The following is a 12351-nucleotide window of genomic DNA, read 5'->3' as shown; positions in this document are numbered from 1 at the left end:
CGCACTGACGCGGCCGTTGTGTTCAGGCTGCCGGGTCAGGTAAAACCGGTGTCCAGTCAACAGGATCTCTGCCGCTTTCTTTTAACAGGGCGTTAGTTTTTGAGAAATGCTGGCAGCCAAAAAAGCCGCGGTGTGCCGAAAGGGGAGAAGGATGCGGCGCCTGCAACACATGATGGCGCTGGCGATCAATGATGCTGCCTTTCTTCTGCGCATGCGAACCCCACAGTAAAAAGATTACCCCTTCACGCTGCGCGTTAATCGCGTCAATCACCCTGTCGGTAAAGGTTTCCCAGCCCAGCCGGGCATGAGAATGCGCTTTGCCCGCTTCCACCGTTAACACGGTATTCAGCAACAGCACGCCTTGCTCTGCCCAACTGGCCAGATAGCCATGACTGGGTTTCTCAAAGCCCGGAATATCCTGCTGCAGCTCTTTATACATGTTCTGAAGGGAAGGCGGAATGGGCACGCCCGGTAATACAGAAAAAGCCAGACCATGTGCCTGATTCGGCCCGTGATAAGGATCCTGACCCAAAATCACCACTTTCACATCGCCTAACTCCGTTAAGCGAAAGGCATTAAACACGTCTTTTTGCGGCGGATAAACGGTCACGCCTGCAGCCCGCTGGTTGGCGACCTGTTTCAGGGTTTCAATGAAATAGGGCTTCTCTTTCTCTTCAGCCAGCACATCGTGCCAGGTCAGCTTTGCAGCCATAATCAACTCCCTTGTATTCTGAACGCTAAGCTTAGCTGTTCAGTATCCAGACATGAAGCCTAAAATTATTTTAAAAATTCAATAAAATATAGTCCCGCTACGTTTTAAAAATCAATCGCTTAGTAATGTGGCCAAAAAGTGCCCGATTGTACTTGATTCAGGTCAAAACTAACGTCATGAGCGAGTGATATACCAGTTGCTCATCATTGATTTATTGACGGTATTGGTCCAGCCAATGCCTTGCAGGAGAAACTGAGATGATCACAGGTATTCAAATTACCCAGTCACACAATCCGGCCTTAGTGAATTCGTTCTGGCTGTTAGATGAAGAAACCGCTCAGGCACGTTGTCTGTGTGCCGTAGCGGGCTATCAGGACGATCAGATTGTCGCGATTGGTGAGTTAGGGGACATGGCTTACCGTGAAGTACCGGTCGAGATTAAACCCCGGGTGCGCGTGGAAGGCGGGCAGCACTTAAACGTTAACGTCCTGCGCCGTGAAACGCTGGAAGACGCCGTGAAACATCCTGAGAAGTATCCGCAGCTGACCATTCGTGTTTCCGGGTATGCCGTGCGCTTTAATTCGCTGACGCCTGAACAACAGCGTGACGTCATTGCCCGTACCTTTACGGAAAGTTTATAAACTGCCTGTGTGCTGAAATAAAACGCAGCGCCAGAAGGACAAATTTCTACGCGTTAACAGACAGATAGAACATGACTGTCGTCGGGTGAAATATCCAGCCGGGCGGCTTTATGATGTTTGATGCTGAATGGAGACGAAACCGGGCTTTACCCACCTGAACAATGAAAAATCGCCTCTCAGGAGGCGATTTTTTTAGAAGCGTGCTGTTTTATTCCGCATTCTCACTGCCGGATGAGCTGCCACTTGGCTTGCGGCGTTTACCGACATTTTTAAGATCGCGATGGCGTTTTTTCACCCGCGGTTTCTCTTCTTCTTTGGCTTTTCGCTCTGCACGCTTCGCAAGCGCCTTTTTCGACGGTTTTCCGGTAGTTTTTGGCGAAGGCGCACGCGTGACCGGACGCAGCTCGTCAATCACCCGTGCTTTAATCGGCTCGTCAACGTAGCGGCTGACTTTACCCAGCAGCAGATGGTCATGGGCTTCGACCAGCGAAATGGCGATGCCTTTACGACCGGCACGGCCCGTACGGCCGATGCGGTGCAGATAGGTATCCGCCGTGCGTGGCATATCGAAGTTAATCACGTGGCTCACATCCTCCACGTCAATCCCGCGTGCGGCGATATCGGTGGCGACCAGCACGTTTACCCGACCTTCCACCAGACGTTTAATCGCCTCATTGCGTTTAGCCTGGACCATTTCCCCTTCCAGGTAGCTGGTGCGGATTCCGGCATCATGCAGCCAGCTGACCAGTTCATGCAGGCGTTCACGTTTACGCACAAACACAATGGATCGGGTCACTTCCGGCTGCTTTAACAGGTGAACCAGCAGTTTGGTTTTGTGCTCAAGATCGTCGGCGCGGTGATACCACTGCTGAATTTTCTTACGCTCGCGACGGCTGGGATCGGCTTCCAGTTCAACCGGTTCGTTCAGCAGGCGCTCGGCAAAATCTTTAATATGCTCGCCTTCCAGCGTAGCGGAGAACAGCATCGTCTGTTTACGCCAGCGCGTTTCACCCGCGATGGTTTCGATATCCTGGGCAAAGCCCATGTCCAGCATGCGGTCTGCTTCATCCAGGATCAGCGTTTCCACTGCGCGGCAGTCAAAGTTTTCTTCTTTGATGTACTGCAGCAGACGGCCGGTGGTGGCAACCACAACGTCCTGATTTTCGCTGAACACTTCGGCGTGGTTCATAAAGGCCACGCCGCCGGTGATAGTGGCGATATCCAGATGCGTATGTTTCGCCAGTTCCCGCGCCTGGTCGGCAACCTGCATCGCCAGTTCACGGGTGGGCGTTAAAATTAAAATACGTGGCGGGCCAGACTTCTTGCGTGGAAAATCGAGCAGGTGCTGCAACGCCGGTAATAAATACGCGGCGGTTTTCCCGGTCCCGGTAGGTGCCGAACCCAGAACGTCGCGGCCCTCCAGCGCGGGGGGAATGGCAGCAGCCTGAATTGCTGTCGGGCGCGTATAGCCTTTCTCCTGCAGCGCTTCAAGCAGGCTTTCGTCGAGTTCAAGTTCGGAAAATGTGGTTACGGTCATGTTCTACCTCAGTTTGGGGCGCTGATTATAGACAGATCGGACATAATCTTCATCTGTTTATCGGTATTGACTGCGTCAGATTACGTCAACGGCGTGAATTCCCCAACCTGGCACGTTACACTTGGCGCCAGCTATACGGCAGAAAAACAGGTGAATGGTCGCTGAGTATGATGCAGGACAAGCCGCAGGCGCGGCCGCAGTTAAAAAAGAACGGGTTTACCTTCAAGCAGTTTTTTGTCGCACACGACCGCTGTGCAATGAAGGTCGGTACTGATGGCATTCTGCTAGGCGCGTGGGCACCGGTCGCCGGGGTAAAGCGCATCCTTGATATCGGTACCGGTTCGGGCCTGATTGCGCTGATGCTGGCACAGCGAACGCATTCTGATGTGGTCATCGATGCGGTGGAGTTCGATGCCGACGCTGCGCAACAGGCCAGCGAGAATGCCTGTCAGTCACCCTGGGCTGCGCGTATTCATGTTCATCAACAGGATATTGCGCAGTGGGCGGAAAACAGCAATACGCGCTATTCACTGATCGTCAGTAATCCGCCTTACTTTGCACCTGGCGTGGCTTGCTCAACGTCGGCACGCGACAGCGCACGCGCGACCGGTACCTTAAACCATCAGACCTTATTACGTTGCGCAGCGTTGCTCATAGAAGAAGAGGGCTTCTTTTGTGTGATATTGCCTGAGACGACAGGGCAGGAGGTGATTGCGCAGGCACAATCGGAGGGCTGGCATCTGCGCTTTCGCTTCGATGTGGCGGAATATGCTCACCGTCCGCCGCATCGTGTATTGCTGGGGTTTTCACCCAGTCCGGGTGAAACCCTGTTTGAACGCCTGGCTATCCGCGATGCCGACCGGCAGTATTCTGACGCCTGGCAAAGCCTGACGCGTGACTTCTATTTATTTATGTGATCGCCGGGCTGCAGGACGGTCGGTTGCGCTTCCGCCAGCGTATCGGGATAGTCGCGAATAAAATGCAGCCCGCGGCTCTCTTTGCGTTGCAGCGCACAACGCACCATCAGCTCTGCCACCTGTACCAGGTTGCGCAGTTCCAGCAGGTTGTTTGACAGCCGGAAGTGGCGATAGTACTCGTCGATTTCCCGTTGAAGCAGGCTGATGCGGCGCAACGCGCGTTCCAGCCGCTTAGTGGTACGGACAATGCCGACATAATCCCACATAAACAGCCGTAGTTCATGCCAGTTATGCTGAATGACCACGCGCTCATCGGCATCATCCACCTGGCTTTCATCCCAGGCCGGTAAACGATCTACGGTCTCCGTTTCAGGTAAGATCCGCATCAGATCCTCCGCGGCAGACCAGCCATATACCAGACACTCCAGGACAGAATTTGAGGCGAGGCGGTTGGCACCGTGCAGCCCGGTATAACTGACTTCACCGATTGCATATAAACAATCGATGTCGGTGCGGCCATGCCGATCGACGACCACGCCACCACAGGTGTAATGCGCGGCGGGCACCACAGGGATTCTGTCCTTTGTCAGATCAAAGCCAAAGGTCAGCAGTTTTTCGTAAATCATCGGGAAGTGGGAACGGATGAAGGCCGGCGGCTGGTGGCTGATATCCAGATACATGCAGTCTACGCCCAGCCGTTTCATTTCATGATCGATGGCGCGGGCGACGATATCGCGCGGGGCCAGCTCCGCGCGTTCGTCGAAGTCAGGCATAAACCGCGAACCATCGGGCCGCACCAGCCAGGCGCCTTCGCCGCGCAGGGCTTCCGTCAGCAGAAAGTTTTGCGCCTGCGGATGAAACAGGCAGGTAGGGTGAAACTGGTTAAATTCCAGGTTAGCGACCCGGCATCCTGCTCGCCAGGCCATCGCAATGCCGTCACCAGAGGCGACATCAGGATTCGTGGTGTACTGATAAACTTTGGCCGCGCCGCCCGTGGCGAGCACGACGGCGCGCGCCTGGCAGGTTTCGACCCGTTCGCGATTGCGGTTCCAGATCCAGGCCCCCATTACCCGGCGGGGGCCCGGTAAGCCCAGTTTGTCTGACAGGATCAGATCCACCGCGTTAGTGCGTTCCAGGATGCGGATATTCGGATGACGCAACGCCTGGCCGACCAGCGTGGTTTCCACTTCCCGGCCGGTGGCGTCGGCGCTGTGCAGAATACGGCGATGGCTGTGGCCGCCTTCTCGCGTCAGGTGGTAACGCATTTCACCGCCGGCCTGAGGATCGGTATCAAACGCCACGCCATGATCGATCAGCCACTGCACGCAGTGCCGCGCATTGCTGGCGACAAATGAAACAGCCTCACGATCGCACAAGCCCGCCCCGGCAATCAGCGTGTCTTCAACGTGAGAATCCACGCTGTCAGTTTCATCAAACACTGCCGCAATGCCGCCCTGCGCATACAGCGTTGAGCCTTCATTAACCTGCGCTTTACTGAGCACAGTGACCCGGTAATGCGAGGCCAGCCGCAACGCCAGTGACAGTCCCGCCGCACCGCTGCCCACAATAAGCACATCACACTGATAATCTGAGGGGGAGAATGTTGTCATAGCGTTTAATTTACTAAACAAGAATGACCCGAGCATAAGCCTTTGATGGTTTTTTGTGAAGTATTTTGAACACGCAAGCAGGCGTAATAGCGGACTAAATCTAATTTATGAGATATATCAAATGGTTAGTCATTTAACCGTTTAAAATCTGTTTTTCATACCAAACTTAATCGAATACAAGGATTTAAAGATGAAAAAGCGGCTGTCATAGGTTACTCTGCCTGCGATTTGCGCGTGTTACATTGAACGAAAATCAACAAACTGTGTAATCCTGCAGCAAAGCGGCCGAAAATGAACTTTTCGCCACGTAATGACTCAAAGCGCATGCTTGCTCAATAGCTGTGTGCTGGCAGTTCCTTAACGCATAAGAAAGTATTTGGGGAGACTTTACCTCGGATGAGCGAGCAGTTAGCGGACCAGGTTCTGGTTGAACGGGTTCAGAAGGGGGATCAAAAAGCTTTCAACTTACTGGTGATCCGTTACCAGCATAAAGTCGCGAGCCTGGTCTCACGGTATGTGCCTTCAGGCGATGTGCCTGACGTCGTTCAGGAATCATTTATTAAGGCGTATCGGGCACTGGATTCTTTCCGTGGCGATAGCGCGTTTTACACCTGGCTGTATCGGATTGCCGTGAATACAGCCAAAAACTATCTGGTTGCTCAGGGACGCCGTCCGCCTTCCAGCGATGTTGATGCAATTGATGCGGAAAATTTCGAAAGTGCGGGTGCGTTAAAAGAAATTTCGAACCCTGAGAACTTAATGTTGTCTGATGAACTGAAACAAATCGTCTTTCGTACCATCGAGGCGCTTCCTGAGGACTTGCGAATGGCAATTACCCTCAGGGAACTTGACGGTCTGAGCTATGAAGAGATCGCCGTCATTATGGATTGCCCGGTGGGCACGGTAAGGTCACGTATTTTCCGTGCACGTGAGGCCATTGATAATAAAGTTCAACCGCTTATCCAACGTCAGTGATAACGGCTACTGGAAGGGTATTAGGCATGCAGAAAGAAAAACTTTCCGCTTTAATGGATGGTGAGGCTTTAGATAACGCGCTGATTTCAGCCCTGTCTAAGGATGCAGATCTACAAAAAAGCTGGGAACGCTACCATCTGATTCGCGATACCATGCGCGGCGATGTTGGTGAACACCTGCATTTTGATATTTCTGCTCGCGTTGCCGCTGCCATCGAAAACGAGCCACAGCGTAATGTGACGTCCCTGATTCCTGAAGCACAGCCCGAGCCTTCTCGCTGGGAAAAAATGCCGTTCTGGCACAAAGTTCGCCCCTGGGCGGCCCAGATTACGCAGGTCGGCGTCGCCGCCTGTGTTTCCCTGGCGGTAATTGTGGGTGTTCAGCACTATAACCAACCCACCAACGGCAGCGTGGAAAGCTCTGACTCACCGGTATTCAACACCTTGCCAGTGATGGGCAAAGCGTCACCTGTCAGTCTGGGTGTCCCTTCGGATATGTTTGGTTCAGGCAATGCCTCACAACAGGTGCAGGACCAGCGTCGCCGCGTGAACGCCATGCTGCAGGACTACGAACTTCAGCGTCGTCTGCACGCCGATCAGCTGCAGTTCGAAACCAATGCGCCAAAACAAGCGCAGGCCAATGTACCGGGTAATCAGTCATTAGGAATGCAGCAGCAGTAATGAAGCCGCTATGGTATGCCGTTAGTCTTCTGACGGGCAGCCTGTTGTGGTCCACTGCCGCCCCAGCGCAGGTTTCTGCGTCTGGGGCGTTATTACAGCAGATGGAGCAGGCAAGTCAGACGCTCAACTACGAATTCGCCTACATCAACGTTTCCCGTCTTGGTATGGAATCGCTCCGTTATCGTCACGCAGTAATCGACGATCGCGTCTATGCACAGATTCTGCAGATGGACGGTCCGCGTCGCGAAGTCATTCAGCGCGGCAACGACATCAGCTATTTCGAACCGGGTATTGAGCCTTTCTCGCTTCCCGGCAATCACATCGTCGATGCGTTGCCATCGATTATCTACGCCGACTTTGCCAAGCTTGATGCGGCTTATGACTTTATTACCGTCGGCCGTTCCCGCATTGCCGATCAGATGTGTGATGTGGTGCGCGTAGTGTCGCGCGATGGCACGCGCTACAGCTATGTTGTATGGCTGGATGTGGATACCAAGCTGCCGCTGCGCGTAGATCTGCTGGATCGTGACGGTGAAACGATGGAACAGTTTCGCGTGATCAGCTTCGCGGTGGATGATGGCGTACGCAACCTGATGCAGGGCCTTGAAAAAGCCAATCTGCCGCCGTCGCTCTCATTAACCAAATCAGACAACGCGACGCTGGACTGGGAGCCCGCCTGGCTTCCCGCAGGGATGACGCTCGTTTCCCAAAGCCGGCGTATGCTTCCCGCGTTAAATAAATCCCTTGAATCCCGGCTGTACAGCGATGGTCTGTTTAGCTTTGCTGTAAACGTTACGCCGGCAGATAAAAACAGCGTCGCACAGACATTGCGCACGGGACGTCGTACGGTGGAAACCGTAATACGCGATAATTACGAAATTACGGTCGTTGGCGAGTTACCGCCTGCGACGGCCAAACGTATCGCGGACAGTGTTAATCCTGGGGCAAAAAAATGATGAGAGAATGGGCCACCGTGGTGGCATGGCAGGATGGTATCGCCACACTGCATACCGAAGCCAAAACCTCCTGCAACAGCTGCCAGGCACGCAAAGGCTGTGGCAGCCATATGCTGAATAAGCTGGGGCCAAAGAATGCGCATGTGATGCAAATCGTCAGCAGCAAGCCCCTGGCTCCGGGCCAACGTGTCGAACTGGGCATCAAAGAGAGCAGCCTGCTCGGTTCGGCACTGCTGGTATACATGACGCCGCTGTTTGGCCTGTTTCTGTTCGCAGGTCTGTTCCAGGCCCTGTTCGGCAGCGACCTGGCCGCCGCCTGCGGCGCGCTGTTAGGCGGAGTTGGCGGCTTTATCGTCGCCAAAGGCATTTCCATGAAATTTGGCGATAGTGAGGCCTTCCAGCCGGTTATCCTTAATATCGCCTTGCCCCCAGATGCGCTTCGTGTTGAAAGCGAAGCCTGACCCCTGCTTAAGCCGCACTTGTTGCGGCTTTTGTCTTAAGCCTGACGTGCAAAAAACTGTTTCGTTTCCACGACGTTCCATTCTTTTATGCGCGGCCTTAACAGTGTAATATGCGTCGTCATTAATGAGGCTGACAGGATTGTGGGTTAAGAGCGATCTTCCTGAATGTGTCTGTGCTCAGGTTTCTAACTGATTCTCTACGTGAAGATATCTCTATAAATGAAGCACATAAGAAATTTCTCCATCATCGCCCACATTGACCACGGTAAATCCACGCTCTCTGACCGCTTGATTCAGATCTGTGGCGGATTAACTGACCGCGAGATGGCCGCGCAGGTTCTGGACTCAATGGACCTTGAGCGTGAACGTGGTATTACCATCAAAGCACAGAGCGTGACGCTCGATTACAAAGCCCAAGACGGTGAAACTTACCAGCTCAATTTTATCGACACGCCGGGACACGTTGACTTCTCATACGAAGTTTCCCGCTCACTGGCCGCCTGTGAGGGTGCGCTGCTGGTGGTGGATGCCGGACAGGGCGTTGAAGCGCAAACCCTGGCTAACTGCTACACCGCGATTGAGATGGATCTGGAAGTCGTGCCGGTGCTGAATAAAATCGATTTGCCTGCCGCCGATCCTGAACGTGCTGCACAGGAAATCGAAGATATTGTCGGTATTGATGCCACCGATGCCGTGCGTTGCTCGGCGAAAACCGGTGTCGGCGTACCTGAAGTGCTGGAGCGCCTGGTGCGCGATATTCCGCCGCCAGAAGGCGATCCGGAAGGGCCGCTGCAGGCACTGATTATCGACTCCTGGTTCGATAACTACCTGGGTGTTGTCTCGCTGGTTCGTGTGAAAAACGGCACCATGCGTAAAGGCGATAAAATCAAGGTACTGAGTACCGGCCAGGTTTATAACGCCGATCGACTGGGCATTTTCACGCCGAAGCAGGTTGACCGCACTGAACTGAACTGTGGCGAAGTCGGCTGGCTGGTCTGCGCCATTAAAGACATTCTGGGCGCGCCGGTGGGCGATACCCTGACAACAGCACGTAACCCGGCGGACAAAGCGCTGCCTGGCTTTAAAAAAGTGAAGCCGCAGGTTTACGCCGGTCTGTTCCCAATTAGTTCTGATGACTACGAAGCGTTTCGTGATGCGCTGGGCAAGCTGAGCCTGAACGATGCTTCTCTGTTCTACGAGCCAGAGAGTTCAACCGCGCTGGGCTTTGGCTTCCGTTGCGGCTTCCTGGGTCTGCTGCACATGGAGATCATTCAGGAACGTCTGGAACGTGAGTACGATCTCGATCTGATCACGACCGCACCGACGGTGGTGTACGAAGTGGAAACCACGGGCGGCGAAGTCATTTATGTGGACAGCCCCTCGAAGCTGCCACCGCTCAATAACATTGAAGAGTTGCGTGAACCGATTGCGGAGTGTCACATGCTGCTGCCGCAGGAATACCTGGGCAACGTCATTACGCTGTGCATCGAGAAACGTGGCGTTCAGACAAATATGGTTTACCACGGCAATCAGGTTGCGCTGACCTATGAGATTCCAATGGCTGAAGTGGTGCTCGACTTCTTTGACCGTTTGAAATCAACATCGCGCGGCTATGCTTCACTGGACTACAATTTTAAACGTTTTCAGGCCTCTGACATGGTGCGCGTCGACGTGCTGATTAACTCAGAACGCGTTGATGCGCTGGCGCTGATTACCCACCGTGATAACGCACCTTATCGTGGACGTGAGCTGGTTGAGAAAATGAAAGACCTCATCCCACGTCAACAATTTGATATTGCGATTCAGGCGGCAATCGGCAACCACATTATCGCTCGCTCAACCGTCAAACAGCTGCGTAAGAACGTCCTTGCCAAGTGTTACGGCGGTGACGTCAGTCGTAAGAAAAAGCTGTTGCAGAAGCAGAAAGAGGGTAAGAAGCGAATGAAGCAGGTCGGTAACGTTGAACTGCCGCAGGAAGCATTCCTCGCCATTCTGCATGTCGGAAAAGACAGCAAATAAGGATCTTAAATGGCTAATATGTTCGCGCTAGTCCTGGCGATAGCGACATTGATTACTGGTATTCTCTGGGTGATCGATCGTATCAAGTGGGCACCACAGCGCCGGGCGCTGCAGGCGGCGGCACAGGCGCAGTCAGGCGGCACGCTCGATAAAAAAACGCTGGCAAAAATGGCACCTAAGCCGGGCTGGATTGAAACCGCTGCCTCCGTATTTCCGGTGCTGGCCGTGGTATTCTTTGTGCGCTCATTTGTGTATGAGCCTTTCCAGATCCCGTCAGGATCGATGATGCCCACGCTGCTGATTGGTGACTTTATTCTGGTCGAGAAGTTTGCTTACGGCATTAAAGATCCGATTACGCAAACCACGCTGATTCCTACCGGGCATCCTAAGCGTGGCGATATTGCGGTCTTTAAATACCCAAAAGATCCCAGCCTGGACTACATCAAGCGCGTGATTGGCCTGCCGGGCGATCGTGTAACCTATGATCCCTACAGTAAAACGCTGACTATTAATCCGGCCTGCGATAATGGCAAGCCTTGCAGCAAAGCGTTGCCCGTCACCTACAGCAACATTGAGCCAAGCAAGTTTGTTCAGACGTTTAGCGGGTTTGATGGTAACGAAGCCGGTAACGGGTTCTACCAGGTGCCGCTGAATGAAACCATGCGCGGTGGATTACGTCTGGCCACGCGCAAAGAAACGCTGGGCAATGTGACGCATGACATTCTGTTGGTGACGGAAGCACAAAGCCAGGCGAGCATGTACTATCAGCAGCCCGGCCAGCCGCAGGCGAGCTGGGTTGTGCCGCAGGGGCAGTATTTCATGATGGGTGATAACCGTGACAACAGCGCCGACAGTCGCTACTGGGGCTTTGTTCCCGAGCGCAATCTGGTCGGTAAAGCGGTCGCCATCTGGATGAGCTTTGAAAAACAAGAAGGCCAGTGGCCAACCGGCGTACGACTGAGTCGTATCGGCGGTATCCATTAAGCCAGCCTGAGAGTCAGGCAAAATAGGGTGGCCTCCGTCATGGGGGCCACTGCACACCAAACAGAATGTGTTGGATTCTCAGCCCTGTTTGGTATGCAGAGTGACAGACGCAAAACAGAACTGGAATCGCATGAACCCCATCCTGATTAACAAGCTTCAGCGCAAACTGGGCTACACTTTTACACATTCTGAACTTTTACAGCAGGCGTTGACGCATCGCAGCGCCAGTAGCAAGCATAACGAACGCCTGGAGTTTTTAGGCGATTCGATTCTGAGCTACGTAATTGCAAATGCGCTCTACCACCGTTTTCCGCGTGTGGATGAGGGCGATATGAGCCGCATGCGCGCGACGCTGGTGCGCGGTAATACGCTGGCAGAGATGGCGCGTGAATTCGATTTGGGTGAATGCCTGCGTCTGGGGCCCGGCGAATTAAAAAGCGGCGGCTTCCGTCGTGAATCTATTCTGGCGGACACCGTGGAAGCGCTGATTGGTGGTGTCTTCCTCGACAGTAATATTCAGACGGTCGAAAAGCTGATCCTTGACTGGTATCAGACGCGCCTGGACGAAATCAGTCCGGGTGATAAACAAAAAGATCCGAAAACGCGCCTGCAGGAATACCTGCAGGGCCGTCATCTGCCGCTGCCAAGTTACTTAGTGGTGCAGGTTCGTGGCGAAGCCCACGATCAGGAATTTACCATTCACTGTCAGGTGAGTGGCATGGCAGAACCGGTGGTGGGCGTGGGCTCCAGCCGCCGTAAAGCTGAACAAGCAGCGGCTGAACAGGCGCTGATTAAACTTGGTCTGGAATAACAGTATTATCCCGGCGCCGCAACCGGCGCTGAAAACCTCAGGACTCGA

12 protein-coding genes are annotated in these 12351 nt (G+C 53.7%); 9 read left to right on the top strand and 3 right to left on the bottom strand.

What is annotated here, in order from left to right:
* Window positions 1–22: 22 nt before the first annotated feature.
* Window positions 23–712, bottom strand: a complete 690-nt coding sequence (gene ung / locus C1N64_RS18160; protein ID WP_054633312.1) for a uracil-DNA glycosylase — start codon at window positions 710–712, stop codon at window positions 23–25.
* A 257-nt stretch (window positions 713–969) separates the two neighbouring features.
* Here ung and grcA point away from each other — a divergent pair, with 257 nt between their 5' ends.
* On the top strand, window positions 970–1353 hold the full coding sequence (grcA, locus tag C1N64_RS18155) for an autonomous glycyl radical cofactor GrcA (protein ID WP_058707688.1): 384 nt from the start codon (window positions 970–972) through the stop codon (window positions 1351–1353).
* Window positions 1354–1561: 208 nt separating this feature from the next.
* Here the strand turns inward: grcA and srmB are convergent, their stop codons facing one another.
* Window positions 1562–2890, bottom strand: coding sequence for an ATP-dependent RNA helicase SrmB (gene srmB, locus C1N64_RS18150; RefSeq protein WP_033740936.1), 1329 nt, complete (start codon window positions 2888–2890; stop codon window positions 1562–1564).
* 167 nt (window positions 2891–3057) lie between these two features.
* Here srmB and C1N64_RS18145 point away from each other — a divergent pair, with 167 nt between their 5' ends.
* Window positions 3058–3807: a tRNA(1)(Val) (adenine(37)-N(6))-methyltransferase TrmN gene (locus C1N64_RS18145; protein WP_394515054.1), complete on the top strand. Its 750-nt coding sequence runs from the start codon at window positions 3058–3060 to the stop codon at window positions 3805–3807.
* Here the strand turns inward: C1N64_RS18145 and nadB are convergent.
* Window positions 3792–5453 (bottom strand): L-aspartate oxidase, encoded by a 1662-nt coding sequence (gene nadB / locus C1N64_RS18140; RefSeq protein WP_394515053.1) that lies wholly within the window; start codon window positions 5451–5453, stop codon window positions 3792–3794. The two genes, C1N64_RS18145 and nadB, sit on opposite strands and share 16 nt — an antisense overlap.
* Window positions 5454–5813: 360 nt before the next feature.
* Here nadB and rpoE point away from each other — a divergent pair, with 360 nt between their 5' ends.
* The 7 genes from rpoE (at window position 5814) to rnc (ending at window position 12303) form a co-directional block, all read left to right on the top strand.
* Window positions 5814–6392, top strand: a complete 579-nt coding sequence (rpoE, locus tag C1N64_RS18135; RefSeq protein ID WP_006120509.1) for an RNA polymerase sigma factor RpoE — start codon at window positions 5814–5816, stop codon at window positions 6390–6392.
* Between the two features lie 26 nt (window positions 6393–6418).
* Window positions 6419–7072: an anti-sigma-E factor RseA gene (gene rseA, locus C1N64_RS18130; RefSeq protein ID WP_033740931.1), complete on the top strand. Its 654-nt coding sequence runs from the start codon at window positions 6419–6421 to the stop codon at window positions 7070–7072.
* Complete coding sequence (rseB, locus tag C1N64_RS18125) at window positions 7072–8028, top strand: sigma-E factor regulatory protein RseB (protein ID WP_006120511.1); 957 nt, start codon at window positions 7072–7074, stop codon at window positions 8026–8028. The genes rseA and rseB overlap by 1 nt, the downstream gene beginning before the upstream one ends.
* The gene (gene rseC, locus C1N64_RS18120) at window positions 8025–8489 is read left to right on the top strand and encodes a SoxR-reducing system protein RseC (RefSeq protein WP_394515052.1); all 465 of its coding nucleotides are present in this window, start codon (window positions 8025–8027) and stop codon (window positions 8487–8489) included. Before rseB ends, rseC begins: the two co-directional genes overlap by 4 nt.
* Window positions 8490–8708: 219 nt before the next feature.
* Window positions 8709–10508 (top strand): translation elongation factor 4, encoded by a 1800-nt coding sequence (gene lepA / locus C1N64_RS18115; RefSeq protein ID WP_039340027.1) that lies wholly within the window; start codon window positions 8709–8711, stop codon window positions 10506–10508.
* A gap of 9 nt (window positions 10509–10517) precedes the next feature.
* The gene (lepB, locus tag C1N64_RS18110; RefSeq protein WP_006120515.1) at window positions 10518–11492 is read left to right on the top strand and encodes a signal peptidase I; all 975 of its coding nucleotides are present in this window, start codon (window positions 10518–10520) and stop codon (window positions 11490–11492) included.
* 130 nt (window positions 11493–11622) lie between these two features.
* Window positions 11623–12303 (top strand): ribonuclease III, encoded by a 681-nt coding sequence (gene rnc / locus C1N64_RS18105; RefSeq protein ID WP_006120517.1) that lies wholly within the window; start codon window positions 11623–11625, stop codon window positions 12301–12303.
* Window positions 12304–12351: the final 48 nt, after the last annotated feature.

The organism is Pantoea sp. SGAir0215 (assembly GCF_043543215.1).
The sequence above is the reverse complement of the archived record's forward strand: the minus strand, read 5'-3'. Positions and strand labels throughout refer to the sequence as shown.

Bases quoted from the DNA above. Each gene is read 5' to 3' on its own strand.
- lepA (WP_039340027.1), top strand. From the start codon at position 8,709: ATGAAGCACATAAGAAATTTCTCCATCATCGCCCACATTGACCACGGT.
- rnc (WP_006120517.1), top strand. From the start codon at position 11,623: ATGAACCCCATCCTGATTAACAAGCTTCAGCGCAAACTGGGCTACACT.
- rseB (WP_006120511.1), top strand. From the start codon at position 7,072: ATGAAGCCGCTATGGTATGCCGTTAGTCTTCTGACGGGCAGCCTGTTG.
- rpoE (WP_006120509.1), top strand. From the start codon at position 5,814: ATGAGCGAGCAGTTAGCGGACCAGGTTCTGGTTGAACGGGTTCAGAAG.
- srmB (WP_033740936.1), bottom strand. From the start codon at position 2,890: ATGACCGTAACCACATTTTCCGAACTTGAACTCGACGAAAGCCTGCTT.
- C1N64_RS18145 (WP_394515054.1), top strand. From the start codon at position 3,058: ATGATGCAGGACAAGCCGCAGGCGCGGCCGCAGTTAAAAAAGAACGGG.
- nadB (WP_394515053.1), bottom strand. From the start codon at position 5,453: ATGCTCGGGTCATTCTTGTTTAGTAAATTAAACGCTATGACAACATTC.
- rseA (WP_033740931.1), top strand. From the start codon at position 6,419: ATGCAGAAAGAAAAACTTTCCGCTTTAATGGATGGTGAGGCTTTAGAT.
- ung (WP_054633312.1), bottom strand. From the start codon at position 712: ATGGCTGCAAAGCTGACCTGGCACGATGTGCTGGCTGAAGAGAAAGAG.
- lepB (WP_006120515.1), top strand. From the start codon at position 10,518: ATGGCTAATATGTTCGCGCTAGTCCTGGCGATAGCGACATTGATTACT.
- grcA (WP_058707688.1), top strand. From the start codon at position 970: ATGATCACAGGTATTCAAATTACCCAGTCACACAATCCGGCCTTAGTG.
- rseC (WP_394515052.1), top strand. From the start codon at position 8,025: ATGATGAGAGAATGGGCCACCGTGGTGGCATGGCAGGATGGTATCGCC.